This window comes from Streptomyces sp. NPDC020379, assembly GCF_044387105.1.
Taxonomy (GTDB): domain Bacteria; phylum Actinomycetota; class Actinomycetes; order Streptomycetales; family Streptomycetaceae; genus Streptomyces.
In genome coordinates this window covers 46,754-73,063 of the sequence record NZ_JBIRVR010000005.1, presented here as the reverse complement: position 1 = coordinate 73,063, position 26,310 = coordinate 46,754, and the positions used below count along the sequence as shown (strand labels likewise).

17 protein-coding genes and 1 tRNA gene are annotated in these 26,310 nt (G+C 71.4%); 8 read left to right on the top strand and 10 right to left on the bottom strand.

Translation table 11 applies throughout. From position 1 onward, the window contains the following. Positions 1-13: 13 nt before the first annotated feature. Genes ACH427_RS08445 through ACH427_RS08430 form a run of 4 tightly spaced genes read right to left on the bottom strand, consistent with a single transcriptional unit; the run spans position 14 to position 12,517 of the window. Positions 14-3,628 carry a hypothetical protein gene (locus ACH427_RS08445; RefSeq protein ID WP_398868651.1) on the bottom strand — a complete coding sequence of 1,205 codons (3,615 nt, stop codon included), beginning with the start codon at positions 3,626-3,628 and terminating at the stop codon, positions 14-16. Beyond that, entirely contained in the window at positions 3,621-5,975 is a 2,355-nt protein-coding gene (locus ACH427_RS08440; RefSeq protein ID WP_398868650.1) for a hypothetical protein, read from the bottom strand. Before ACH427_RS08440 ends, ACH427_RS08445 begins: the two co-directional genes overlap by 8 nt. Continuing rightward, positions 5,972-11,368 (bottom strand): DUF6603 domain-containing protein, encoded by a 5,397-nt coding sequence (locus ACH427_RS08435; protein WP_398868649.1) that lies wholly within the window; start codon positions 11,366-11,368, stop codon positions 5,972-5,974. Before ACH427_RS08435 ends, ACH427_RS08440 begins: the two co-directional genes overlap by 4 nt. Positions 11,369-11,383: 15 nt before the next feature. Further along, on the bottom strand, positions 11,384-12,517 hold the full coding sequence (locus tag ACH427_RS08430) for a ComEC/Rec2 family competence protein (protein ID WP_398868648.1): 1,134 nt from the start codon (positions 12,515-12,517) through the stop codon (positions 11,384-11,386). 379 nt (positions 12,518-12,896) lie between these two features. On the opposite strand from ACH427_RS08430, the gene ACH427_RS08425 reads away from it, so the two are divergent. Beyond that, positions 12,897-13,052 (top strand): hypothetical protein, encoded by a 156-nt coding sequence (locus ACH427_RS08425; protein ID WP_398868647.1) that lies wholly within the window; start codon positions 12,897-12,899, stop codon positions 13,050-13,052. Positions 13,053-13,378: 326 nt separating this feature from the next. On the opposite strand, the gene ACH427_RS08420 is transcribed toward ACH427_RS08425, so the two are convergent. Beyond that, a tRNA-Pro gene (locus tag ACH427_RS08420) sits at positions 13,379-13,455 on the bottom strand. A 148-nt stretch (positions 13,456-13,603) separates the two neighbouring features. On the opposite strand from ACH427_RS08420, the gene ACH427_RS08415 reads away from it, so the two are divergent. From ACH427_RS08415 to ACH427_RS08405, 3 genes are all read left to right on the top strand, one after another. Continuing rightward, a complete protein-coding gene (locus tag ACH427_RS08415) occupies positions 13,604-14,311 on the top strand; it encodes a transketolase (protein WP_398868646.1) in 708 nt (235 codons plus the stop codon). A 20-nt stretch (positions 14,312-14,331) separates the two neighbouring features. Beyond that, positions 14,332-15,237, top strand: coding sequence for a transketolase family protein (locus ACH427_RS08410; protein ID WP_398868645.1), 906 nt, complete (start codon positions 14,332-14,334; stop codon positions 15,235-15,237). Between the two features lie 193 nt (positions 15,238-15,430). Further along, on the top strand, positions 15,431-18,658 hold the full coding sequence (locus ACH427_RS08405) for an LpqB family beta-propeller domain-containing protein (protein WP_398868644.1): 3,228 nt from the start codon (positions 15,431-15,433) through the stop codon (positions 18,656-18,658). A 61-nt stretch (positions 18,659-18,719) separates the two neighbouring features. Here the strand turns inward: ACH427_RS08405 and ACH427_RS08400 are convergent, their stop codons facing one another. From ACH427_RS08400 to ACH427_RS08385, 4 genes are all read right to left on the bottom strand, one after another. Then, the gene (locus ACH427_RS08400) at positions 18,720-19,589 is read right to left on the bottom strand and encodes a chitosanase (protein ID WP_398868643.1); all 870 of its coding nucleotides are present in this window, start codon (positions 19,587-19,589) and stop codon (positions 18,720-18,722) included. Positions 19,590-19,737: 148 nt separating this feature from the next. After that, a complete protein-coding gene (locus ACH427_RS08395; RefSeq protein ID WP_398868641.1) occupies positions 19,738-20,910 on the bottom strand; it encodes an MBL fold metallo-hydrolase in 1,173 nt (390 codons plus the stop codon). Between the two features lie 239 nt (positions 20,911-21,149). Further along, a complete protein-coding gene (locus tag ACH427_RS08390; RefSeq protein WP_398868640.1) occupies positions 21,150-21,800 on the bottom strand; it encodes an alpha-ketoglutarate-dependent dioxygenase AlkB family protein in 651 nt (216 codons plus the stop codon). A gap of 57 nt (positions 21,801-21,857) precedes the next feature. Beyond that, the gene (locus tag ACH427_RS08385; RefSeq protein WP_398868638.1) at positions 21,858-22,655 is read right to left on the bottom strand and encodes a tyrosine-protein phosphatase; all 798 of its coding nucleotides are present in this window, start codon (positions 22,653-22,655) and stop codon (positions 21,858-21,860) included. Positions 22,656-22,865: 210 nt separating this feature from the next. On the opposite strand from ACH427_RS08385, the gene ACH427_RS08380 reads away from it, so the two are divergent. Further along, positions 22,866-23,657: an SGNH/GDSL hydrolase family protein gene (locus ACH427_RS08380; protein WP_398868637.1), complete on the top strand. Its 792-nt coding sequence runs from the start codon at positions 22,866-22,868 to the stop codon at positions 23,655-23,657. A gap of 13 nt (positions 23,658-23,670) precedes the next feature. On the opposite strand, the gene ACH427_RS08375 is transcribed toward ACH427_RS08380, so the two are convergent. Next, positions 23,671-24,081, bottom strand: coding sequence for an ATP-binding protein (locus ACH427_RS08375; RefSeq protein WP_398868636.1), 411 nt, complete (start codon positions 24,079-24,081; stop codon positions 23,671-23,673). Positions 24,082-24,274: 193 nt separating this feature from the next. Here ACH427_RS08375 and ACH427_RS08370 point away from each other — a divergent pair, with 193 nt between their 5' ends. Genes ACH427_RS08370 through ACH427_RS08360 form a run of 3 tightly spaced genes read left to right on the top strand, consistent with a single transcriptional unit; the run spans position 24,275 to position 26,247 of the window. After that, complete coding sequence (locus ACH427_RS08370; RefSeq protein WP_398868635.1) at positions 24,275-25,141, top strand: helix-turn-helix domain-containing protein; 867 nt, start codon at positions 24,275-24,277, stop codon at positions 25,139-25,141. Positions 25,142-25,144: 3 nt separating this feature from the next. Beyond that, positions 25,145-25,402 (top strand): DUF397 domain-containing protein, encoded by a 258-nt coding sequence (locus ACH427_RS08365; protein WP_116214726.1) that lies wholly within the window; start codon positions 25,145-25,147, stop codon positions 25,400-25,402. Continuing rightward, a complete protein-coding gene (locus ACH427_RS08360) occupies positions 25,399-26,247 on the top strand; it encodes an SAM-dependent methyltransferase (protein WP_398868634.1) in 849 nt (282 codons plus the stop codon). Before ACH427_RS08365 ends, ACH427_RS08360 begins: the two co-directional genes overlap by 4 nt. The last annotated feature ends 63 nt before the right edge of the window (positions 26,248-26,310 follow it).

Below are 26,310 nucleotides of genomic sequence, written 5' to 3'. Positions count from 1 at the left end.
GGGTGCAGCGGAGTCACTTGGTGACGAAGCCGCCGGACAGGCGCAGGAAGCCGGTGCGTACGGTCGGGCTGTTCTCGTCCAGCCGGGCCATCTGGTCGATCTGCACGATCGAGTCGTGCTTCCACTGCGGCGCGGGGTCGGCGCCGGCGGGCGCGTCCGGGACGACCAGCTCGGCCCAGTCCCACGTGCCCTGCGGGGACGTGGGATGCGGCATGGCGAGAGCGTTGACGAAGCTGGACGACGCGTCGCCCATGCCCACCTCCTTGGCCGGGACCTTTCGCGTCGTGGTCAGCACCGGGCTGAGCCGCAGCGCCACCCGCATCGCGGCCATGGCCGTCCGCGTGAAGCGCGACGGGAGCTGAAGCCCCGTCACGGGAAGGATGTCCGTGGTCGCGTGGACGGTGGCGAGCGGGTCGAGCAGCAGCGTGAGATGCGTCCGGTCCGTCGAGTCCGCCCGGAGCGTGGGCCAGTTGGCATCGGAGATCCGCGCCACGTAGTCCGTGTGCGGGTGCTCGCCCGGTGTGGCCACCGAGTAGAACGTGCCGTAGTCGGCCTCGGAGAAGTAGCCGACCAGGCCGTCGCCCTTCTGCCCGGCGTTGCCGAGCCGGATGGGCCACTGGTAGTCGAGGTGGGCCATTTCGGCCGGCGCCTTCTCGCCCTGACGTGTGGCCCACGCCTCCTGCGTCTTCCAGTCCAGCGCATACTGCCAGCCCCCGTCGGCGACGGGAAGGCCGTCCAGCTCAAAGCCGAGCCGGGCGCGGACCAGCGCGAGCGGGCGCCCGAGCAGCGCGCCCAGCACCTCGTCGCCGTACGGGTCGCCCGGGTCGATGCCGGCGAGCGCGTGGTCGACGGTGGCCAGCAGGTCGGCGAAGGCGTCCGGCCCCTTCGCGGTCAGTTCGCGGGTGAACGCGTAGAGCTGCGGCCGGGCGTCCCGCAGGGCGTCGATCGTGTTCACCCGCGAATCCGGCAGGGGCCCCCAGCCGACCACGGTCGTCACGTTGCCGCCTTCGCCCTCGCGGAGCTCGAGGCGCAGCTCGCCGAGCGGCTCGCCGGTCGGCGCGTAGCACAGCAGCGATCGGTCGACGTAGTTGGGGACGATCCACGCGCCCACCGGCGTGGTGTTCGCGGTGAGGTCGACGAGCCGCTCGTCGTCGTGCTCGGCGACGAAGTCGAACCGCAGCCGTGCGGCCTGGAGCAGGCGCGGCGGCAGCTGGACGAACCGCCCCGTGTCCGTGGGCTGGACGAACCTGTCGTGGGGGTGCAGGCTGTCGCCCACCTTGGGGGCGAAGGTCGGCGCGTCGCCGGGCAGCAGGACGTCGAGGCTCTGGCCGAACTCGTCGATGACGCTCAGTCTGTTCACCGCGAACTGCCCTGACCGGATCTGGGTGAAGCCGGAGTCCTGCCAGCCCTTGAACGGCTCGGGCAGCATGCCCGGGTCGGGCAGGTGGCGGAACGCGTCGCCTATGAGCTTGCCGATCTCGCCGGGCGGGCTGACGCCGGGCGCGGGGTCGCGCAGGGCGAAGGCGTCGGTGAGCCCGTCCAGCCGCTGCGAGAGCAGGTCCAGGTCCTTGATCTGCGCCGCCGCCGCGGTGAGTGCCTCGGCGGTCGCCGCGTCGGGGTGGCCGGCGGCGTGCTGTTCGAGCCCGCTGCTCGCCGTGTGCTGCGGCAGCGGTACGAGGAAGCGACGGCCGGTCACCTCGATGGCGTTGGCGGCGCCGGATCCGTTCGTCCACCGGTAGTGGCTGCCGTCGAACGTCCAGTTGGGGCTGTTCAGGTCGCCGTAGGGCACCTGCCAGTGCTCGATCCGCCACTGGAACAGCAGCGGCTTCCATGGCTGCCGCCAGGCATCCGGGGCGATGTCGGGCGTGTACTTCCCCGCGTTCTTCGGGTCGAGCACGCACGCGAACTCGATCAGCAGGGCCGACGCGACCGGCGGCAGCCCGCTCATCTGGAGCGAGGTGAAGGGGTTCGCGCGCCCGTCGGTGACGATCTGCGACGGCGTGCGGCAGATGAGCGCCCCGTCGCCGGTCAGTGGCTTGTGCGCGGTGTGGCTCTTTGCGCCGGCCAGCACCATCGTGGGGTCGGTGACCTGGTAGAAGGGCGGCAAGGTCTCCTTGCGCAGCTCGTAACCCTCGGGCAGCCGGTGGCCGCTGAGGCAGTCGGTGACGGCCTTCAGCTTCTTGTTCTTCAGGTCGTCCTGCGCGGCGGCCACGCGGGCGGCCAGGCCGTCCGCGTTCTTCGGGTCGATCTCGGCGTACAGCTGCTCGCGGCGGTACTGCGGCGGGATCAGCGGCAGGCTGTGCATCCACCACAGCGCGTACAGCCGCTGTTGCAGGGCCGTGAGTTCGCGTTCCGCCGCGTCGTACGCGCTCTGGTGGCCGTTGAGCTCCGCCAGCCATGCCTCGTGCTCGGGCGCGACGCCGGACCACGTCACCGACTTCGGGTCGCCGGAGGGAATGCCCTTGTCGGCGGTGTCGGCGAGCCGCCATACATAGCCGCCCGGCATCTGCTGGAACCAGCCCTTGTGCAGGGCCTGGGCTGCGAGGACGTCGCCGTCGGGCTCGTCGAGCGTGTTCAGCAGGCCCTTGCCGAGGACGTGCAGGAGGGCGGGGTCGGTGGTGTGGTCGATGGCGTTGCCGGAGCCGTCGGGCAGGGCCGCGCGGGCCTTGGCGACCAGTGCGGCGTGCGCTTCGTCTGCGCTGCTGCCGACGGCGATCCGGTCACGGACGTCCGTCTTCTCCGGGCGGTCCGAGTCCGGGGCGCTGCCGTCGCGGTTCCACTTCACTTCGAGAGCGCGGCCGCAGTAGGTGGTGCTGTCGGGCGTCCAGGTGTCCGGCAGGTCGGCGACCGTCCAGCCGAGCCCGGCCAGTACGGACGTGACCGTCGCGCCCGCGATGTCGAGGCGGCGGCGCAGCTCTTCCTGCTTCGGGTCCGAATACCAGCCCACGACCTGGTAGTTCACGGTCGCGCTGACGACGCCTTCCAGCGGGTCGTGCAGCGAGAAGACGTTCTCGTGGTACGGCTGGTAGACGTGGAAAGTCATGATGCCAGGGCCGACCGCGGTGAGGAAGAGCTCCTTGCGCGAGGCGTCCGTCGGCTCGCTCCACGTGCCGCCGCCGCTGACGCTCTGCTTCCTGCCGATCCGCGTCGTGACGATCGTCGAGCGGTACGGCGTCGTCTCCGGAGCCCCGGCCTCGGGCCGCACCGGGTGCATGAAGCGTGACGTGCCGTCCTCCGGGTCCAGGAAGTCGCTCTCCACCACCCAGCCGGCGGTCAGCTCCGGCTTGTCCGGCACCTGCCGGACGACGAGCCAGCGGTTGGGCACGAGCGGGAACTCCGTACGCCCGCCCTCGGCCCGGGCGGCGCCCTGGCGCAGCGCGTCGGGCAGTTCCCAGCGCACATACACACCGTCGTACTGCTTGTAGGGACCGTCGTCGTCGCCCGTCGTGTTGTTCCACTCGTCCTCGTTGGTGAACGGGGGCACCTCGGGGCTGAGGCTGTGGCGCAGCAGGTTGAAGTTGGGCCGCCAGCGCCGGAAACCCTGGCCGTCGCGCTGGCGCAGGTCTTGGTTGACCACCAGGGCGTCCACGTTCACCGGGACGATGAGGGTGTCGTCGCGGTCAGCCATTGAGATGGTCTCCTGTCGTGAAGGGGGTATGCGCGGTGGAAGCGGTGGTGAAGGTGCGGCGCTGCGCGGCATTGATCATCTGGATGGCGAACTCGCTGGGGGTCAGCGGACGGTTCAGGCGCAACGCTCCCTTCAGCCCGTCGGCGAGGCGCGTGACGCTCAGTACGGTGTCGGGGGCGCCGGCGCCCGTCGCACGCAGACAGGAGCGCAGCCCTGGTTGCGTCGGGAACTGCTCGCCGGTCTCCTTCCCTAGGGGAGTGCCGCTCTGCGGGTCGATCTCGCGCAGCCGGATGATGCCGTCGTCGAGGGGGTCGTCGCTGCCGCCCTCCTCCGGCTCGTCGATGCCGAAGTGGACGCCCTGCTGCGGTTCGGCAAGCTCGACCCGGCCCGGCACGCCTTCGACCAGGACGAGCAGGACATCGTCGGCGAGCGCCTCACGGCGCAGCACCGGCAGGGCCGTCTCACCTTCGGTGGCCCGCGGGTTCGCGTACGGGCGGACCTCCAGCGCGGGCCAGCCGCTGACCAGCTCCGAACGCAGCAGAAGACCCGTGACCGGTGCGGCCGACGGCGGCAGCGGGGCCACGCCCTTGGGCCCGAAGACCAGGTCGTCCGAAGTCAGGTCGAAGGTGTGGGCGAGCCCCACGCTCAGGGCGCCGTCGAGCAGCGTGGCGGTCCAGTTGGCGTCCACGTAGAAGAAGCGCAGGCTCTCCGTCGGCAGCATCCGGGTGTCGGGCACGAGGTGCGCGAACGGCACGCCGGTCAGGTTCCGCAGGTCGAGCAGCCGGTTCCGGACGAGGGTGAGGTCGTCGTCGTGCGGGTCCACCAGGGGCTTGTCGTCCGAGGTGAGGCGCGCGTGCAGGTCCGCGTCGGCGCGCAGGCGCTCCAGGGTGAGCCCGGCGGTGGCGGGTAGTTCGGTCGCGGCGGGTCCGGGGGTGACACCGGGGCGCCGCGCGGGGCCGGCGACGCCCTCGGCACGGGCCGGTGCGGTCAGGACCTCGCCGAGGTGGCCGGCGAGCCCGTTCGCCGCCAGCTGCTCGATACGGGCCCGGGCACCGGCGGTCGCCGTCGCACGGCTCTTCTTCTCCGCCGCCCGCTGCACCTTGCCGCGCAGGCGCAGCAGCGCCGCGCCGAACTGGTGGTCGGCGAGGGCGACGCCCCGGCCCGCGGTGAACGCGGTCGCGAGGCTCACGTCGAAGACGCCGTACTGCTCCAGATGGATCAGCGCCTCCGCCGCGCAGCGGCGCCGTTCACGGTCCGTCTCCGGCGTGACGTACTGGGCGGTGAACGGCCCCCGGTACCAGCCGAAGGTGGAGCGCCCGGACTCGGTGCGGCACGAGATCGGCAGGTAGCCCTGGCCGAGCCGGTCGGCGACCTCCTGCTGGTCGTTCCCGGACAGTGGCCGCTCGGGCAGCGGCACGCGCAGCAGCAGCGCGGAGCCGTCCGTGCCCTCGGTGTCGACGAAGTGCTCGGTCAGCGCGGCGAATCCGGGGGCGTGGTCCGGGATCGTCTCGAACGCCCACGACCACAGGGAGATCAGCCGCAGCTTCTCGTCGGGCCCGTCGTACGCCTCCTTGGTGCCGTCGGGCAGGCGGGACTGCCAGCCCTCCAGGGAGACCAGATGGGCGACGTAGCGGCCGCCCGCCGCGCGGGGCAGGCGGTTGCCGACGACGACCGCGTAGTCGCCGACCTGGATCAGGTCGTCGCCCAGCGCGACGCGCTGGTGCTGCTCGTTGACCCGGCGCACGTGGGTCAGGAGCGGCAGTTCCGCTTCGGTCGGGGCCAGCGCGTGGAAGACGGCGGCGGGCACCAGGACGGTGCGGCACACCTGCCGCTTGTCGTCCTCGGTGATGGGGTCCGTGGCCTGGTCGAAGGGGGGCAGTACGACGCCGCTCTCGGAGCCGGTCAGGTCGGCCACCGTCTTCGCGTCCGTCCGCCCGAGGCAGTGCGGGTCGGTGTCGGGCAGCTCGCCCTCGCCGAAGACGAGAAGGGTCAGCCACGGCAGGCGTGTGCCGTCCTTCGCCTTCGCCTCCCGCTCCCACGGCAGGGTCGCCCGGTCGAGCGTGACATGGGGCAGCACGTCGTCGTACAGGCCACTGGCGCCCGGAGTCGGGTACGCGCCGTGGATCCACTCCGGCTGCACGGTGAAGCGCGGCGCGCGGACCTCCACCTGCTGCTCGGTCGCGTGGACGTCCAGGTAGTTGTCCGTGTCGACCCGGGTGCCGCCCTTGGTGAGGGACTGATGGGCGGTGAGCGTGTACCGCCCCGCGGTGAGCGTGGGCACCAGCGAGTCGACGAACTGCACGTTCAGCGACGGGTCGGGGTCCGGGGCGTACTGGGGGTGGCTCATGCCGCACCGCCTTCGGTGATTCGGGTGACGCTGGGGGCTGCCGCGGGGCCGGTGACGGTCGGCGGTACGGTGACGGCGAGCGCCACCGGGTCGTCCTTGAGGGGGACGGTGACGGGGAGCAGGACGGGCTGGTCCGACGCGACGTCCACGACCTGGAGCGGTGGGATCTCCTGATCGTCCGGGCCCTTCGACCGGGCGACATACAGCCGGTCACCCACGGCGGACACCGCGAGCGCGATCGGCCGCGCCCCCACCCACACGGGCTCGGCCGCTTCCCGCGGCAGGTCGCCACTGGTGTCGAACACGGACACCGTGCCGGTCACGGCGTTCGCCACGTACAGCCGCCTGCCGTCGGCGGAGGCGGCCAGGGCGACGGGTCCGGTGCCGGTTCGCAGGGTGGTCGCGATCGATTCCGCGGCGACGTCGATGACAGTCACCGTCGACTTGCCCGCGTTGAGCGCATACAGCCAGCGGCCCTTGGGGTCTGTGGCGAGGCGTGTGGGGGAGAGGCCGGCGGGGAAGTACGTCCGGGCGGTGGGGTTGTCCAGGTTGCCGACGTCCACCTTCGCCACGGTGTTGTCCTGCGGCAGCGCGATGTAGACGGTCTCGTCCCACGGCAGAGCGGGGACCACGTCGGCCGGTTCAGTGATCGTTACCCGGTCGGATGCCAGCGTGCCGTACGTGTGGCCCGCCGTCGGAGCTCCGTTCTGGAACTTGAGGAGCACCATCTGGTCCGGCTGCGCGTAGGTGGCGTAGGCGTAGTCCCAGCCCGCGTCCGGTGAGAACGACAAGCCCCGCGCGTTCTGGGGCAACCAGGCAGGCGAGTTGCCGTTCAGGTCGACGGCCTTGCCGGGTGGGTTGGCCGTGATCTCGAAGGACTCGACATGCTGCGAGCTCAGGGCCGCGGTGCACAGGCGGGTTCCGTCGGGGCGGACGGAGAAGTACGCCGAGCCCGCGTTCTTCAGCGTGATGGGCTCGTACGCCGTCAGGCTCTGCGCGTCGACCGGTGTCACGGACGCGGCGCCCAGCACGTACAACCGCTCGCTCGCAGTTGGTGTGCCGGGGATGGTGTGCACGGGCTTCGCGTCGATGTCGCCCGCGACGAGCCCGTCCGTGGTGACGAGCCGCTCGTTGGTGCCGGGGCTGACACCTAGGTAGTCCATGGCGGCGAAGAGCCGGTCGCGGGACTGGTCGACCAGTGCGCCGGTCTGGCTGCCGGTGACGGCGGCCACGTTCGCACGGGCCTGCGGCACCGGTGCGGCCTCGGCGACGAGCTCGACGGCGACCGGCTGTGGTGCCCCGGTCCGCGCGGGCACAGTCCGCGCGGCGGTGACGGCCCGTACCACGGCCGGCCGCACCAGCGGCAGCTTGCCGTTCGGCGTCCGGTCGTCGTGCGCGATCGTCCCGGCCTTGACGGGGCCGGGCGTACTGCCCGGCGTGGGCTGCGGCAGCCGCAGGTCGACGCCCGTCAGCTGGTTGTCGACGCGCTGCTTGCTGCCCAGCTTGTCCTTGTACGAGCCCCACAGCGCGGCGGGCATGCCCGCCCGGTTCTGTGCCGCCTCGCCGGCGTACCAGGCACTGAGGTCGTGAGTATCCGAGCCCTTGGTGAGCTTTATGGTGAGGACGGAGTCCAGGTCCTTGCCGTCGTCGCGGCGCGGCCGGATGTTGATCCGGTCGGTGGTGATGTCCTGGGTGCCGCTCTCCTTGGTGAGGCTCAGCTTGGAGAGCGGGATGGCCGTACGCACCGCGAAGGAGAAGGCGCCGGTGCCGACGGTCCACAGGTCCGGCTCGTCCGTGGATTTCACCGGTGTCAGCCCGTCCATGGGCACCAGCCGGACAGCGTCCTGCGCGGCGGGCAGCTGCTTGACCACGTCGCTCCAGGGCGCGGCCTTGTCGCCGTCAGTGTTGCCGTTACCGAAGCCGATGGTGAAGGAGATGAACCAGAGGTGGACGGTGACCTCGCCGCCCGTCGGCGGACCCCAGAGGTGCAGGGACGCGCCGACCTCGACGCTGATCGTCTCGCGCACCAGCCAGAGGTCGAGTACGTAGCTGACGCCGATGCTCACGTCGATCCGGGCGTCGAAGTGGAACGGCACCCACTCGATGAGCATGTCGGCCTGCGCCGTCAGCCAGGCGTGCAGGTCGCCCGAGCGGAAGTTCACGTCCAGCGCGCCACCGGCCATGACCGCGCCGGGGGTGAGCGCGAAGTACGAGCCGCCGCTGATGGTCAGCTCGGAGGTGACAGGCCAGTTGAAGCCCAGCCGCGGCACCTGGGGGTAGTGGCCGGGCACCGGGTAGCCGGGGTAGTAGCCGCCCAGGGTCAGGACGAAGTCACCGGCGTGCGCGCCGTCGAACCAGGTGTACAGCGCGAACCCACCGGTCAGCACGCAGTCCTCGGACAGGAGGAACGAGCCAGGCGCGAGCTGCGCGGTCAGCTTCAGCACGCCCTCGCTGGCGCGGTACTTGGCGGACAGGCCCAGCCGCACCTTCGCGTACGCGTGCACGGACGCCTTGGGGAACTGCGCCTCCGCCGTGCCGAGCACCGCGACGGCGAAATCGTCGCCTACCTCCAATACCAGCAGCGCCTGACCGGTGACGAACTCGAAAACCTTGAACTCGAGCCCGGCCGCGAACCACAGCTGCCCGGAGGCTGGACGCACCCAGGCGTCCTTGTCGCCGCTCATCAGCTGCTCCAGGACCTGGAGCGGATCGGTGGCCGCCAGGTTCTGGAGGAACGGGAATTCCAGCACCCGGTCGCCCTCGGGCAGCCGCAGATCGGTGTTGAACCCGAAGCCGGCGGAGATACCGGTGATCTGGACGGGCGGCGGCCCGCCGAACTCGCCGTTCACCTTACCGAAGAGGAACAGCGACGGCTGGTCGGAGTCTGTGGGGTTCGCGTACGCTCCCAGGGCGGTGAGGCCGAACTCCTCGGCCTTGACGGCGAGTACGCCCTCGATCAGCGGGTCGTAGTCCTCGCTCTCCTTGACGACGAGCGCGCCCTCGACGGCCAGCGGCGGCCGGGAGTAACCAACGCTCAGCCCGTCCAGCCGGAACATGGGCTTCAGCGTCTTGGACAGCGGGATCCCGATCCCCAGTCCGTCGACCCCGACGGTGAGCCCGGCCATGCCGAGGGAGGCGTCGAACAGCACCCACACGGTGTCGTCGGCGAAGCCGGCGCCGACGCGGCTGAGGTGCAGGGGGCCGATGTCGCGCTGGACCTTGAGCCAGGCGACAAGAGGGAGGCCGGTGGCGGTGGCTGCCGCGTTCCCAGTGAGGGTCTCGGCGACCGGCGTGCCGTCCTGCGTGATCAGCCGCGGGCGTGCGAGGGCCTTGGTCTTCCGGTGGTCCCCCCGGACAACGACCGAGGTGGTCTCCGAGTGCCCCGGCAGCCGGAGGTCGACCGTGAAGGCCGATCCCCTGCCCAGGCCGTCGGCGGGCAGCAGGGGCAGCGTCCCGTCGCTCGCCGCGAGGGCCTTGTTGAGCTCAGTGATCCGGTCGGCCTTCACCTCGTCGGAGGCGAGCAGCACGCCCAGTCCGCACACGCCGAGGTCCTGGCCTTCGGGTATCTGCCCCTGGAGCAACGGCAGCTCCGAGAGCTTGGCGTCCAGCCCGACACCGGCGCGCACGGCCCAGGCCCGGGTGCCGCCTTTCGGCTGGTCCGAGACGACGACGAGCGAGCCGCCGCCCTTCTCCTTCGCGGCGAGCACGATGGACTTGCGGGCGGATGCGTACCCGACCGTGAGGCCGGAGATGACTACATCGTCCAGGAACTCCGGCGGTTCCGGCACGCCCAGCACCCCGGCGAGATCCGCGAACGACACACCCTTGGAGTCCTCACAGGTCGCGCTGAACTCGGCCTGCTCGACATCCTTGACGGTGAACGTCAGCTCGTGTTCCGGGGCGACCTCCAGGGTGAGGGTGGCCTCGTACCGTTGGTCGTAGCCCGGCTCACCCTCGGTGCGCTTGGTGAGCTCCACGGAGACGCCGAGGGCCGCGCCCATCGCTCCGAGCGGGAACTCGGCCTTCACATGAAGCGTGAACTTCTCGGCCGCGCTGTCGTACGTGACCCGCAGTTGCTCGACGGTGACACCCTGGAGGACGGGCGGCGGCTGAATCCCGAACGCGGCGAAGGCGTCGCCCAGCCCGAGGTGTGTGGCGTCCAGCTCGAACTGCCAGCCGTTCCCGGTCGCCCAGGTCCCGTGGACGTCCACGGTCGCCTCGCCCAACTTCCAGGTGGCGAACGCCTCGGCCGTCGAGGCGCCTCCAGCGTGGAGGAGACTCAGCGTGACCTCGGAGAGGGCGATATCGTCGCTGACCTGCCAGACGTTGCCGAGCTCCACGTCGATGCCGTAGCCCCAGTCGGAGCCGCGGCCGAGCTCCGCGCCCACCGTCAGGCGGTCGACGGTCAGTCCCTGGGGCACGGGGATGGCCGGGAAGCGGGCGTTGAGCAGCTTGCCCAGCGGCAGCGGGCTCTCCAGAACACCGGTGAGGTTGCGGTCGGGCAGGCTCACCGCAACGTCGACGACCACCTCGTCGGCCAAGGTGACCCGACCGCCCAGTACGGTCGTGAAGGCGGGGCTTTTGCCCTGCGGGTTCCCGACGACGAGCTCCGCGTGCAGGTCGTCCACCGTGAGCAGGTCCGGCAGGGCCGTCCACGAGCCGCTCAACGCGAGCCGGACCCCGAGGGCGAGCCGGCGCGCGCCGGAGCCGCCTTGGGCGCCGTCGGGTGCGAAGTTGACGGTCAGCCCGGTCAGTTCGAGGGCGGCTCCCTCGGGGGCGATGCCGTCCAGCAGGCCGAAGGCCCCGCTCAGTGCCGGCGCCCAGGGCAGCAGCGCGTCCGGACCGGTCAGCGGGATGCCGGGGAAGTCGCCGGTGAGCCGCCAGCTCCGCAGCCCGCTCTGAGGCGGATAGCCCCAGAGGTAAGGCCGGGGTGAGGTGTTCCGGTCGGGGAAGAGCAGCTCGACGCCGCAGCCGACCTCGGCCACCGGGGTACCGTCGACGGCAGGCTCGACACCGAACACCAGGTGCTGCGGACCCAGTCCTATGGACTCCAGCACGGAGGGAATGCCGGCCAGATCGTCCGGGAGCCCGGGGCCGCCCGCCTGGAGGACGACGTCGACGCGTACGCCGGCGAGGGTCTTCCCGTCGCGTGAAGGCAGGAAGACAACGGTGGCCGGGGCGGCGGCCTGGCCCTGCAGAGTGGCTTGACCTGTGACCTGGAGCGCGGCGGAGTCGACGGTCGGGTCGGTGACGGTGAGGGTCGCGTCGGGCAGGAAGCGGGCGAAGAGGTCGGCGGCGGCGTCGAGTTGGAGCAACTCTGCGCTCAGGTGCAGGGAGCCGTCGTGTTGGGCCTGCGTCAGGGTGTCGCGTAGCTCGGCAAGGGTGAGGGGCATGGTCCGATTCCTGTTCTACGCGAAGCTGATGGCGTAGCCATTGGGCTCGTTGGCGTCCAACGTCAGGTGCCAGTCGACGCCCTCTTGGCTGGGCACCGCCATCGAGCTGAAGATCCCCTGCGCGGGTGTGTGGACGAAGGGCCCATTGGGACCTGTCCGGTCGTCCTGTGCGACGTATCCGCAGGAGGCCGGCACCGTGGCGACGGGAAGACCTATCCTGTTCTTGGCCCGTACGTTGTTCCAGTACGGCATCACACGGTTCATGTTCTTGACCCGGCAGGTCGCCGACCCCCGGAATTTCTTCACCCCGGTACTGACGAACAGGCCGCTCGGCTTCGTGTAGTCCAGCCAGTCATCGGTCGTGGAGGTGTTACTGCCGTGGTGGCCGAGCTTGAGCCACAGCTCACCCTCGCGTTTGACCAGATCGGCCGCCGCGCCCTCCAGACATTGCTCGTTGAGTGCCACCGCGTCGGCCATCAGCAGCACTTTTTGCCGACTGCCCACGGGCCCGTCGTCCACGAGGACGGTCACCAGGCTCGACATGTTGGCGATGGGTTCCTTGGGGCCGGATTCGAACTTTGCCGGCTTGTCCCCACCGTCGTAGGCGGCCCCGACCAGGTACAGATTGGCGCCGGTGCCTGGTAGCAGAGCCACCGGTGTCGACGGCATGCTGACGACCTCAGGCCGACTCTTGATTGCCTTACGGCCGTTGAGGTCCTCGAAGCGCTGCCAGTTGTCGAAGAGTCGCTCCAAGAACTCCGTGCGGTCCTTGTAGTCCCGTAGGTCGAGTCCGTACAGGATCCGGTCGATGCTGAAATTCAGGGTGTACTGGGGGTTCACGCCTTCCAGGACGTCCCGCAGCAGGTTGAAGTGGTCCTCGTCGGGATGCGTGATGATCAGGCAGTCCAGAAGGTCCGGCGTGGGCAGGTTGGCCAGATAGCCGCCTATCTTGCTCCGCAGCCGCTCGACGAGCTGATCCTTGGGCGTCGCCGACGAGGGCGGGGCACCGTGGTGCGGCACCGGCCCGGTCGAGCCGCAGTCGATCAGTATCGCGTGCTTTCCCTTCTTCACGTTTCCGTGCCAGTCGTAGAACCACAGCAGCGTGCAGTCGCCCTGGCCAACATTGAAGAAGACGGCTTCAACCGGCATGAACCTCTCCGTGCCACGAGGAAAGAAACGGGACCGCCCGATCTCTCCACCGCTCCCCCGGAGCCGGGCCGAGGCAGAATGATCACCCGCCCCGGAGCGGCCGTTTCACGGCCATGCCGTCTTTCGGCCATGCCTGCCGCACGCGCGCACGCACCGTCACGGACAGTTGACGCGACGGTTTCCGCGAAGCCACTGGGCCGAGCGCTCACGGCAACGCCTGGGGCCTCCGCTCTCACCTCGGGAAACCTGACCGAACATCGCCCCTTGGGTACACCACCGGAACACCCAGCGATAGAGGCGACACCGGGTCTCCCCTTTCGGCAGCGCGCTTGTCGCGCCGCCAAGGGATATGTGCAGGTCAGACGCCCACGCCAAGGCCATGACCCTGAAGCCGGCGACCACGGTCCACTACCACCACTACGTCGTCGATGACCTCATCCCCGCGCTCGGGAAGATCAGGCTCGACGACCTCGGCTACGGCCACATCGCCGCCATGGCCGACCTCGTCGAAGTCCTCATCGGCCGGCATTCGTAAGGGGGAAGCGCTCGCCCTGCGCTGGGAGGACATCCACTTCGACAAGCGCGTCCTCTATATACACACGACGCTGTCCGCGATCGACAACAGCCACCTGGTGATCACAACGCCGAAGACCAGGAGCAGCAAGAACTGGGTCGCCATCTCCGGCCACGTCGCCACCGCCCTACGACGCCGCAGACACGAGCAATGCCCCTCAACCGCCGAAGCAGCCCAACCCCGCAGATCCCCCGGACCTGCGACCACCTTGCGATCACAAGCCGACGAAACATCAGAAAGGCCGTCCTCGCATCATGCGAGAACGGCCTCCGACCTGCGAAAATCGCTGGTCGGGACGGCGGGATTTGAACCCACGACCCCTTGACCCCCAGTCAAGTGCGCTACCAAACTGCGCCACGTCCCGGTGCTTGTCCGGCTCGGGTTTCGATCCCTCGCCGACCGCGCACGAGAACAATACCGCACTTCAGCGGGTGGGCGCGCACGGGTTTGCGGGGGTCTGATCGTCGGCGGGGATTGACCTCAAGTTTGGTTGAGGTCGCACGCTGATCAACATGACGACATCGACCGGCACCACCCCTGTATTCACCTATGACGACCTCCTGCGGCTCATGACCCTGATGAGTGGCGACGAGAAGCACGGGCCCGCCGCGACCTCGACGCTCGACGCGCTCTGGGTGCTCTACGACCGCGTGCTGCGGGTCTCCCCGGAGCTGCGGGAGGCGCCGGGCCGGGACCGGTTCCTGCTGTCCAAGGGGCACGGGCCCATGGCGTACTACGCGGTGCTCGCCGCCAAGGGCTTCTTCCCCGTGGAGTGGCTGAGCGGGTTCGGGGGGTACGAGTCGCCGCTCGGGCACCACCCGGACCGGATGCTGGTGCCGGGCGTGGAGATCGGCAGCGGGTCGCTCGGGCACGGGCTGCCGCTGGCCGTGGGGACCGCGCTGGGGCTGCGGGCGCAGGGCCTGGGCGGGGCCAGGGTGTGGGTGCTGATCGGGGACGCGGAGCTCGACGAGGGCAGCAACCACGAGGCCCTCGCCTACGCCGGGGCCACCGGGCTCGACACGCTCCACACCTTGATCATCGACAACACCTCGGCCACCCATGGCTGGCGCGGCGGCATCGCGTCCCGCTTCGAGGCCGCCGGGTGGTCCACCGCCACCGTCGACGGCCGTGATCACGACGCCCTCCACGCGGCCTGCACCGCGCCGCACCCCGGCAGGCCCCACGCCGTGGTCGCCCGCGTCGCCCCCAAGAACGCCTGAAGCCCAGGAAGGCATCCCCGATGGACACCATGCGCGAGCGTTTCACCTCCACCCTCTCCCAGCTGCTCGACACCGACCCCCGCCTCGCCCTCGTGCTCGCCGACATCGGCGTGGCCGGGTTCGCGGACGCACAGCGCGCCCACCCCGACCGCGTGATCAACGTCGGCATCCGGGAGCAGCTGCTCGTCGGCACGGGCGCCGGGCTGGCCCTGACCGGGATGCGGCCGGTGCTGCACACCTTCGCCAGCTTCCTGGTGGAGCGCGCCTTCGAGCAGGTCAAGCTGGACTTCGAGCACCAGGGCACCGGCGGGGTGCTGGTCAGCACGGGCGGCTCGTACGACTGGCCGGCCGGTGGCCGTACCCATATGGCGCCCGGGGACGTGGCGCTGCTCGACACCCTCGACGGTTGGACCGTGCACATCCCCGGCCACCCGGACGAGACGGAGACCCTTCTGAAGCACGCGGTCGCCGCGGGGGACGACCGGGTGTACGTACGGCTCTCGGCGCACGCGAACACGGCGGCCCGGCCGGTCTCCGGCCTGGGGTTCCACACCGAGCGCGAGGGGCGCGGCGGGGTGGTCGTCGCGGTCGGGCCGATGCTGGACAACGTGCTGGCCGCGGTCGAGGGGCTGGACGTGACGGTGCTGTACGCGGCGACGGTGCGGCCCTTCGACGGCGTCGCACTCCGGGCCGCGCTCGGCGGGAGGGCGGAAGGGGCCGACGTCGTGCTGGTCGAGCCCTGTCTGGCCGGTACGTCCACAGCGGCCGTGAACGACGCTCTCGCCGATCTGCCGCACCGCGTGCTCGGCCTGGGCATCGGGCGGCGGGAGCTGCGCCGCTACGGCTCGATCGACGAGCACCTGAAGGGGCAGGGCCTGGACCCACGCTCACTCCGGGACCGGATCGTCTCCTTCCTGAACCGCTGAGGGCGTGGGCGGGTACGCCGCCCCGTCCGATGAATCGATGAGCGGACCGCACCCGTCTCCCCCGCCTCACCCGTGACGGGGGCGGCGGGCGACTCCGCACCGGTCGGGCGCGGTGTTGACCCATGACCCGTCCCCCGTGCAACCATCGGGCCGTCCCGCGCATCACCGCAACTCCCCCGCCCCAGGAGGACAGTTGGACACCCCCGGCCCGGTCGGCGCACCCGTTTTCTCCCTCTCCGCACTCTCCCGGCGCAGATTCCTGCAGGCCGCGGCCGGTACGGCGGCCGCGGCGGGCGTCGCCGCCGCCCTCCCCGCCGACGTGGCCGCCGCGACGAGCCCCCACGCGCCGCGCGCCGCCCTGTCCTTCACTGCCGCGACCAACGGCTCCGCGTCCCTCTCCCCGGCCGGTGACCGGCTGATCGCCGAGGTGCAGAACGTCCTGTGGTCCGTCCCCCGCGCCGGTGGCGAGGCCGTGGCGATCACGCCCGCCGATCTCGAACCCACCCGCCCGGTCCACTCCCCCGACGGCAGGACGCTCGCCGTCTGCGCCTATCGCGGCGGCGGCTTCCACCTCTGGACGCTGCGGCCCGACGGTTCCGGGCTGCGGCAGCTCACGGACGGGCCGTGGGACGACCGCGGGCCCGCGTGGTCACCGGACGGCACGCGGATCGCGTTCGCCTCGGAGCGCGGCGGCGACCCGGTGGCCGGGAGCCCGTACCGCGTGTGGATGGTGGACGTGCGGACGCGCACGCTGACCCGGATCAGCGGCCTGGCCGGGCAGGACGGGCCGTGGCAGGACGGCGCGTGGGAGGACTTCGACCCGGTGTGGTCGCCGGACGGCAAGCGGCTGTGGTTCGTCCGCGGGCGCGTCGCGGCGGGCGGGCTGGAGTCGCGTACGGTCGTGTCGGTGGCGTCCGACGGCCGGGGGCCGGTGCGCGTGGAGCACACCGAGGCGGCGGCCGCGCAGGTGATGACCCCGGCCCTCTCGCCCGGCGGCAGGCTGGCCTATCTGCGCACGACGGCGGCGCCCGCCGCGTCCTGCACGCTCGTGGTGGACGGCACGGCCGTGCCGGTCGAGGGGGACGTGGAGCCCGTACCGCCGCGGTGGGTGTCGCGGGAGGAGCTGCTCCTCACGGTGGGCGGGCAGTTCCGGATCATCCGGCCCGGACAGGCGGAGGCCGCGGCCGCCGCGGCGGTCGCCACCATCCCCTTCACCGCGAAGCTGCCGCTGGACCGGCCCCGGTACAGAGTCAAGCGGTACGACTTCGAGGCCGGTGGCACGCACAAGGCACGTGCCGTGCATCTGCCGGCGCTGTCGCCCGACGGCCGGCAGGTGGCGTTCGTGGCGCTCAACTCCCTGTGGATCGCGGATGTTTCCGGCGGCCGGCCGCGCAAGGTCACGAGCGCGGCGTCCACCCGCTATCTGCTCGCGCCGGCCTGGACCCGCGACGGGAAGGCGCTGGTCTACAGCGACGATCGCGACGGGCTGCTGGCCGTCCGGCGCCGTGACCTCGCCTCGGGCGAGGAGACCCTGCTGGCCGACGGCGGCCGCGTGCTCCCGGCGCTGTCACCGGACGGGACCCGGCTGGCGAGCCTGGACATGTCGGGCAATCTCGTGGTGCGCGATCTCGCCGCCGGCACGGACCGGGTGCTCGCGGCTCCCCTGGGCGCGGGCGGGCTGCCCGGCAGACCGAGCTGGTCGCCCGACGGCCGCCATCTCGCGCTGTGCGACCGCAACCGGCTCAACCAGCGGTTCCGCGAGGGCTACAACCTCATCCGGGTGCTCGACACCGCCGACGGCGGCAGCCGCCTCCACGCCATCGCCCCGCACGCCTCGCTCGCCGACCGCTACGACTCCGGCCCCGTCTGGTCGCCGGACGGCCGCCACATGGCGGTGATCCACGAGTCGGCGCTGTGGCTGCTGCCCGTGCGCCCCGACGGGACGCCCGACGGCGAGCCGCGCCGGCTGACGGACGAGGCGGCCGACCACCCGTCGTGGTCCGCGGACTCCCGGCACATCCTGTATCTGTCGGCGGGGCGGCTGCGGCTGCTGGACGTGACGGGCGGCCCGGCCCGTACGGTCCCGGTCGCGCTCGACTACCGGCGGCCGACACCCGCGGACACGGTCGTGCGCGCCGGGAGGTTCTGGGACGGCACGGGGGAGGCGGTGCGCGAGGACGTCGATCTCGTGGTGCGCGACGGCCGCCTCGCCTCCGTGGAGCCGCACCGGTCCCGGCGCCCCGCCCTGCGCACCGTCGACGCCTCGGGGCACACGGTGCTCCCCGGCCTGTGGGACGCGCACACACATCCCTGGCAGAGCACCTACGGCGGGCGGCAGACGGCGCTCCAGCTGGCGTACGGGATCACCACGGCGGTCTCGCTCGGCGGCTTCGCCTACGAACAGGCCCGGATCCGCGAGGCCGTGGCGTCGGGGGCGCTGGCCGGGCCCCGGCTACTGGCCACCGGTGAGCTGCTGGACGGGGCGCGGGTCGCGTACAGCATGGGCCGCCCGCACCGCACCCGCGAGGGACTGCGGAGGTCGCTGGAGCGGGGGGCCGGGCTCGACTGGGACTTCGTCAAGACGTATGTCCGCGCGCCGGGTTGGGTGATGGAGGAGGCCGCGCGGTACGCCCACGACCGGCTCGGGGTGCGGGCGGGCAGTCACCTCTGCTCGCCCGGTGTGCAGCTGGGGCAGGACCTGACGACCCATCTCCAGGCCACGCAGCGGCTGGAGTTCGGGCACGCGACGACGGCCACGGGCCGTGCGTACGAGGATCTGGTGGAGATCTACACCGGTACGGACTTCCATATGATCGCCACGATCTTCACCTCGGTGCCGCTGCTCGGCGAGACCCCGGCGCTGGCGGCGGATCCGCGGGTGACGGAGCTGATGCCGCCGTGGGATGTGGCGGTCGTGCGCGAGACGGCGAAGGCCGCGCCGACGGCGGACCAACTGGCCACACTGGAGCGGGAGATCGACGTCTACCGCCGTGTCCTGTCCGGCGGCGGCATCGTCGCGCTGGGCACGGACGCGCCGCTGGTGCCGATCGGGCTGTCCCTGCACCTGGGCCTGCGGGCCCTGCACCGCTACGGCCTGTCACCGGCGCAGGCGCTGCGGACGGCGACGGTCCTGCCCGCGCGGGTGTTCGGCGCGGAGCGGGAGCTGGGCACGCTGGAGGCCGGGAAGCTGGCCGATGTGACGATCGTGGACGGCGACCCGTTCACGGATTTCGACACGCTCGTGCGCACGGTGTCGGTGCTGCGCGGCGGGATCCCGTTCGAGCAGGCGGATCTGGTGGGGGCGTACGGCGGCGCGGGCGACCGGGCGGCGCACGCGGCGCGCTCGCACGGTGAGTGGCTGGAGGTCGGGCGGCAGTTGCGCCGCGACTCCTGCTGCGACATGGAGCTGCCGCACTTCTGACAGACGCCCGGAACAGCCGGTCCCCGCGCACCGTGCCGAAGGGCGCGCGGGGAGCCGTCGGCTACTGGTTGATCTGGTAGGAGTCGCCGTAGACCTTCCACTTCAGCGGCGGGCGGAGGTCGAAGTTGCCGTTGTCGAGGAAGACGCGCTGCTCGGTGTCGATCCGGCTGGTGTCGCTGTGCGCCTCCTCCTTCTTCATGATCTTCTTGCGGGCGTCGAAGAAGGCGTGGAGGTAGGTCTTCTCGTCACCGCCCTGGGCCGGGGTCTTCGCCTTGGCCATGGCCGCCTTGCGGATGCCGCCGAAGCTGTCCTCGCTGTCGCCGGGGCCGTGCATGACGATCGCGTCGTAGTAGACGAACTGGCCGAGGGTGCGCAGGCCGTCGGCCTTCGCCTGCTTGACGGCGGGGTCGAAGTACATGCGGTCGCGCAGGGTTTCCTGGGCGTCGCGGAACGCCTTGTCCTCGGCGGCCTTCTTCCAGGCGGCCTCGAAGGGCTTGCCGAGACCGGCGTGCGAGTCGCTGCCGTTGGCCTTGCGGAGCGCGGGGAGGTACTTCGCGAGCGGGTTGTCCGGCTTCGTCTTGGTGTAGCCCTCGACGAGTTCGAGCATGTCGCCGGTGCCCGAGGTGAAGCCGATGATGCCGCCGGTGTAGCCGCGGCCGTCGTCGTAGGGCTCGATGTAGGCGAACTGCGCCCGCCAGTTCAGCGTGGAGTTCTCCGCGCTGGCCACCAGTTGCATCGCGATGTCCTTGGCGTGCGGGTCCTCCAGGCCGGCCCCGGCCCGGTCCGCCTGTATCCGGGCGGTGGCCGGAGCGGTGCCACCGGGGGCGGCGGCCGCCTGGCCGACGCCCGCGAGAGCGAGCGAGGCCGGGACGGCCACGGCCAGTCCGAGCAGGGCGAGGCGGCTGGTCCTCTTCGAGATACGCGTGGGCATGCGGCGGCTCTCCGTTTCCCGGTCAGCTGTCAGGAAGGTTTCCTGACGAATGACCGGCATTGAAGCGGGAGATCAAATTCCGCCACAAGAGGTGCGTTCCACACCAGAGCGGGAACGCGCCACTTCCACATCAGGAGTCACCGCCGCACTACGCGCCTACGGTGGCCTCCGCCTCGTCGGCCCGCTCCCGCGGCGGCGCGGGCCGGGACACGACCGGTTGGAACGCGATCGGCCGCCACCACGGGTCGGACGGCAGCGTGCCCGCGGGCTCGAAGGGCTGCCCGGGCCGCGGCGTGGCGACCCGTGCACCATGGCGCTGAGCTGCCGCGACGGAACCTTCGACGGGCTCCTCCCAGGAGTGCGGGGCGAGGTTGAAGGTGCCCCAGTGGATGGGCAGCATGACGCCGCGCGCGGCCTCGCCCTGGAGGTCGAGATGGGCGCGCATGCCCTCTTCAGGCGTCATATGGATGTCTGGCCAGAACTCGCTATAGGCACCGATCTGCACCATCGTCGCGTCGAACGGCCCGTACTGGGCGCCGATGTCCGTGAAGCCCGGGAAGTAACCGGTGTCCCCGCTGTGGAAGACACGGTGCTCGGGGCCGGCGACCGCCCACGAAGCCCACAGGGTGTGCTGGGTGTTGCGCAGCGCCCGGCCGCAGAAGTGCCGTGCGGGGGTGGCGGTGAGGGTGAGGCCGCCCACCACGGTCGACTCGTGCCAGTCCAGCTCGGTCACGCGGTCGGGCCTGACGCCCCAGTGCTCCAAGTGGGCGCCGACGCCCAGCGGTACGGCGAAGCGGACGCCCGTACGGGCCAGGGCCCTGACCGTCGCCATGTCCAAGTGGTCGTAGTGGTCATGGGAGATGACCACCACGTCCAGCCGCCCGATCTCGGCCAGCGGCACCGGCACCGGGTGCAGCCGCCTGGGGCCGGCGAACGCGAAGGGGGAACAGCGCTCCGACCACACGGGGTCGAACAGCACCCGGTGGCCGTCGATCTCCGCGAGCACGCTGGAGTGCCCGAGCCACGTCAGCCGCAGCCCGGAGGCGGCGGGGACGGCCAGGTCGGCGATGGTCGTGGGGTGGACGGGCACATGTCCGGCGGGGGTGCGCCGGACCCGCTCCTCCTTGCGGAAGTAGGTCGGCAGGAATTTCAGCAGGGAGCCCGAGGGGGTGCGGTCGGCGGCCACGGGGTTGGTGAACACCCCGTCGGCGAAGTTCGGCGACCGCCGGATGCGCTCCATCCGCTCCCCGGAAGGGTCCGCCCCGAACGCGGCCGGGCGCAGAGCGTCGAGCGGTGAGCTTTTCGGGCGGAAGCCGGTCACGGCACCTCCAAGGAGAAGCGGGCAGGTCACGCCATTATCTGCCCCGGAGCACCGGCGGCCGGTGACCCCCTCCCGACGTCCCGGCCGCGCCCGCGCGAACTCCGCGTGCCACCGCCCGGGCCCACCCCCGACAGAGGCCCGGACGGCGGCAGCGGAAGCCGCCCCCGGTGCCCACTGTGCAGGGTCGCGGCCCTGGCCGCACGCGATTTTTTCCATGAGCATGCCGAGTATGGCCCGGCTCAGAGCCCGCTCACCCGGAGCGTGATGTTCAGCCGCCCCGACAGCCCGAGCGCGGGCGGCGCGGTGTCCGGCAGGGTGCGCGGCACGCCGTGGAAGGCCAGGCGCGCGGGACCGCCGAAGACGAAGAGGTCACCGCTGCGCAGCTCGACGTCCGTCCAGGGCCGGTCCCGGCCGCTCACGTTGCCGAACCGGAAGACGCAGGCGTCACCGAGGCTGAGCGAGACCACCGGTGCGTCGGCCTTCTCGTCACGGTCCTGGTGCATGCCCATCTTCGCGCCGGGGCCATAGAAGTTCACGAGGGTGACGTCGTACGGCGGCACGTCGGCCGCCGCCGTGCCACAGGCGTCGGCGACGGCCGCCCGCGCGAGCTCGCCCAGCCAGGGCGGGAACGGCTTCACGGGCGCGCCGTCGCCGTCGACGACGGTGCGGGCGTAGCCGTAGGGGAACCAGTGCCGGCCGAGGCAGACCGTCCGTACGGACATCTCCCCGCCGCCCGGCATCCGCACGGTCCGCAGTCCGGCGGGCGGCCTGGCCCACTCCCGGCAGGCGGCGAGCAGCCGGGCCTGCGCGGCGGGGGTCAGCCAGCCGGGCAGGTGGACGGCGCCCGGGGCGATCTCGGCCCGGGGGCGGGGGAAGAGCGCGTCGTCCATACCGCCAGCGTAGGCCGACGCCCGGCGGGGCCGCGCCGTGGAGGTGCGAGCAGAGGGCTAGTCCGTGAGCAACCGCTGCCGCAGCCGCTCCCGCGTCGTCCCGGTGAGCCCGAGCCCGTCGGCGAGATAGCGGTCGGCCGTGCCCCACGTCTCCTCCATCGCCGCGAACGCCGCGGCGAGGTACTCCGCGCGCGCTTCGAACATGGGCGACAGCAGCGCCGTGATCTCCGGCGGCTCGGCCGGTCGCGGCCGCCGCATCCGGTAGCGCCGGTGCGGCGCGTTCGACTCCAGGTAGTCCGCCTCGATGACGTCGCGCGGCACCCCGAGCGCGAGCAGGGTGATCGCGATCGCCAGCCCCGCCCGGTCCTTCCCGGCGGCGCAGTGCATGAGGACGGGCACGGCGTCCTCGGCGATCATGCGCAGGACACGGCCGTGCTCGGCGGTGCGAGTGGTGATGATCTCGCGGTAGCTCGCACACATCCGGTCCGCGCCCTTCGTGCCGGCCATCACCTCCCGCAGCCGTTCGAGGTCCCCGGCGCGGACCAGTTTCCAGAACTCGGCGCCGTACGCGGGGTCGCTGAGCGGGATGTTGACGTTGCGCACGCCGAGCAACTCGGCGTCGGGGCCGTCGAGCTCGATGTCGGCGGCGTTGCGGAAGTCGAAGACCGTGTGCAGGCGCAGGGTGCCGAAGAAGTGCCGGTCCTCCTCGGTCGCGTGGGCGAGGTGGCCGCTGCGGAAGAGGACGCCGGGCCGTACGCGCCGCCCGTCGGCGGCCGGAAGGCCGCCCAGATCGCGGAAGTTGCGGACCCCCGCCGGCTCGGGCTCGGTGGACGGGACATGCGGCGTCTGCGTCACGGGCGCTCCCAGGTTCGGCCGTCGACGCTGTTCGTCGACGAGGCGACGAGGCGACTTTACGACAGCGGTCGTACGGTCCATCAGCCGTCGTGGGCACCCGCGCCGACGTATTCCGCTCGGGTCGATTTTTCCGGGGTGGGATACATCACTGCACGTCAACCCCTGGTTACGGTGGCGTAAGTCACTCCCGAAGGTGAAAGATGTGCTGACGTGGCAGACGATTCGCAAGCATTCAGCAAGAGCACGATCGGGTCGTACGCAGCCGTCGGGGACAGCTTCACCGAGGGCGTCGGGGACCCGGGGCCGGACGACGCCTTCATCGGCTGGGCCGACCGGCTGGCGGTACTCCTCTCCGACCAGCACGCCGAGCACGCCTTCCGGTACGCCAACCTCGCCGTCCGCGGCCGCCTCCTCGACCAGATCGTGGAGGAGCAGGTGCCCCGGGCGAAGGAGCTCAGCCCGGACCTCGTGACGTTCTGCGCCGGGGGCAACGACATCCTGCGGCCGGGCAGCGACCCGGACGACGTGGCCGCGCGCTACGAGGCGGCCGTCGCGGACCTCGCCGGTTCGGTCGGCACGGTGCTGCTGTGCACCGGCTTCGACACCCGCGGCATGCCGGTCCTGCGCCATCTGCGCGGCAAGATCGCGACCTACACCGCCCACGTCCGCGCCATCGCCGACCGGCACGGCTGCCCGGTCCTCGACCTGTGGTCGCTGCGCTCGGTCCAGGACCGGCGGGCCTGGAGCGACGACCGCCTCCACCTGTCGCCGGACGGGCACACGCGCGTCGCGCTGCGCGCCGCCCAGGTGCTGGGCCTGGAGGTGCCCGCCGATCCGGACCAGCCGTGGCCCGACGAGGGGCAGCGCTCCCCCGCCGAGGTGCGCCGCGACAACATCCACTGGGCGCGCGAGCACCTGGTGCCGTGGATCGGCCGCCGGCTGCGCGGCGAGTCCTCGGGGGACCACGTGGAGCCCAAGCGGCCCGATCTCCTGCCGCTGTAGTCCACCCGGCGGGTCAGCGGGGAAGCCGCCCGTGCGGCAGGTCGGCCCAGACGACACGGCCTCGGCCGCTGTCGTCGGGCCGGACCCCCCACGCCTTCGACAGCACACCGACCAGCAGCAGCCCGCGCCCGCTCTCCTCGTCCGCGCCGCTGCACCGCGCCCGCGGCTCCGTCGAGGTGTGCCCCTGGTCGGTGACCTCTATCCGTACGTGCGCGCCGCTCAGGCGCAGTTGACAGCTGACCTTTTCGCTGTCCGTGTGCCGGACGGCATTGGTGAAGAGTTCCGAAACCACCAATTGGGCGTCATCGCACGCCACTTCATCGATTCCCCACTCCCGCAGCTGCGCGGCGACTCGTCTGCGCGCCTCCGCCACCGAGGTGTTGAGAGCCGGGAAGTGAAAGGCGTCCTGGAGACGCGCGGCCATGGAACTGCCGTAGCGTCCGAGCGAAGGTGCGTCATGGGAGGGGACCACTCCGCAACTATGTGCGATGCCGGTCATGTGTGGCAAGGTTCAATCTGTAATTTGCAGAATCGTCAGGGCAGTCTGTGCGCTCCGGAGGGCGCATGGCACACTGCGGGCATATGACAGCCGCTGACGGCACGGAGGGGGAAGAACAGTGGCGGACGCGCGGCCGACAGGCGCCCCGACCGTCCTTCGGGTCGTACTCGGCAAACGGCTTCAGGACCTCCGGGAGAAGGCCGGGCTGTCCTATGAGGACGCGGGCCGCGCCCTCGATGTGACCCATGCCACGGTCCGCAGAATGGAGAAGGCCGAAGTCGGCCTGAAGCTCCCCTATGTGGAGAAATTGCTGCGCGTCTACGGCGTCGCCGGGCCGGAAGAGGTCGAGAGCTTTCTCTCCCTCGCCCGTGAGGCCAACCGCCCCGGCTGGTGGCACCGTTTCCGCGATGTCCTCCCCGAATGGTTCAGCGCTTTTGTGAGCCTCGAAGGAGAGGCCAATCTCATTCGCGCGTACGAACCGCACTACGTCCCCGGGCTGTTGCAGACCGAGGACTACGCGCGCGCCGTGCTCCGCGCCGGCATGCCGCACGCGCCCGCCGCCGACATCGACCGCGCGGTCACCGTCCGCAGGCAGCGCCAGGCGCTGCTCACCCAGGACGGCGCGCCCCTGCTCTGGGTGGTGATGGACGAGACCGTGCTGCGCAGGCCCATCGGCGGGCCGGACATCATGCGCGCGCAGATCGCCCGGCTCATGGAGGCGACCGACCTGCCGAACGTCCGGCTCCAGATCATGCCGTTCGCCGCCGGGCCGCATCCGGCGATGTACGGACCGTTCCATATCTTCCGGTTCCCGCTCGCCGAACTGCCGGACATCGCCTACGCGGAAAACCTGGTCGGGGCCTCCTACTTCGACCAGCGCGACGATGTCTCGGCCTTCCTGGAAGCGCTGGACCGCATGTGCGCGCAGGCCGCGCCGGCACACACCACCAAGGCCGTCCTCGGTGGCATTCGTAAGGAGATCTGAACCATGGATCGCATATACAACGGCATGCCTGCCACCGATCTCGGCACCGAGGGGTGGAGCAAGCCGTGGAGCGGCGGCAACGGGGGAAGTTGCGTCGAGGCCATGCGGCTGGGGGACGGCCGGGTCGCCCTGCGCCAGTCCACCGATCCGGAAGGCCCGGCGCTGATCTACACGCACCACGAAATCGAAAGCTTCATCAGAGGCGCGAAGGCCGGCCAGGCCGACTTCCTTCTCGCGGGAACGAGTGTGAGCTGCGAATGAATGAGCACGGTGTGAGCGAGCGGGGCTTCTCGGCCGAGGAAATAGACACCAGCAGGCCGCATCCCGCGCGCATGTACGACTACTACCTCGGCGGCTGGGACAACTACGAGGTCGACCGGCAGGCCGCGGAACACGTCATCCAGGTGCACCCGCAGGTGCGGCTTTCGGCCCGCGCCAACCGCGCCTTTCTCCGCCGCGCCGTGCGGGATTGCGTGCGCGACGGCATCCGCCAGATCATCGACATCGGCACCGGCATTCCCACCTCGCCGAACACCCATGAGGTGGCCCACGAGAGTGCCGGGGACGTCCGCGTCGCGTACGTCGACAACGACCCGATCGTGGCGACCCACGCCGGCGCGAAGCTCACCGGCGCCGGGCACGCCGCGTTCGTCCTCGGTGACGTGCGCGAGCCGGAGGCCGTCCTGGCCCACCCCGTCGTGCGCGGACTCATCGACTTCACCGAGCCGGTGGCCCTGCTGCTGGTGGCCGTCCTGCACTTCGTGAAGGACGAGGAGGACCCGGCCGGCATCGTCGCCACGCTCGGCGCCGCGCTCCCCTCCGGCAGCCGCCTGGTGCTCTCCCACGCCACGGCCGAGCCGTACGAGGGCTACGCGGGCGGCTATACGGACGTCAAGGCGCGGGACAGCGTGCTCGGCACGTACAAGAACGCGACCGCGGCCCTGAACCTGCGGGACCGCACGGCGATCGAGCCCCTCTTCGGCGACTTCGCGCTCCAGGACCCGGGCCTGGTGCGGGTGCCGCTGTGGCGTCCGGACGGCCCGGTGCCGAGCGCGGAGGAGCTCAACAGCACGATCTTCTACGGCGGGGTGGGGCAGAAGCCCTGACGCTTTCCCGGCCGCTGCGGCCGGGCGGGGAAAATCCGGGTTGAGCCGCACGACGGCGGGGCA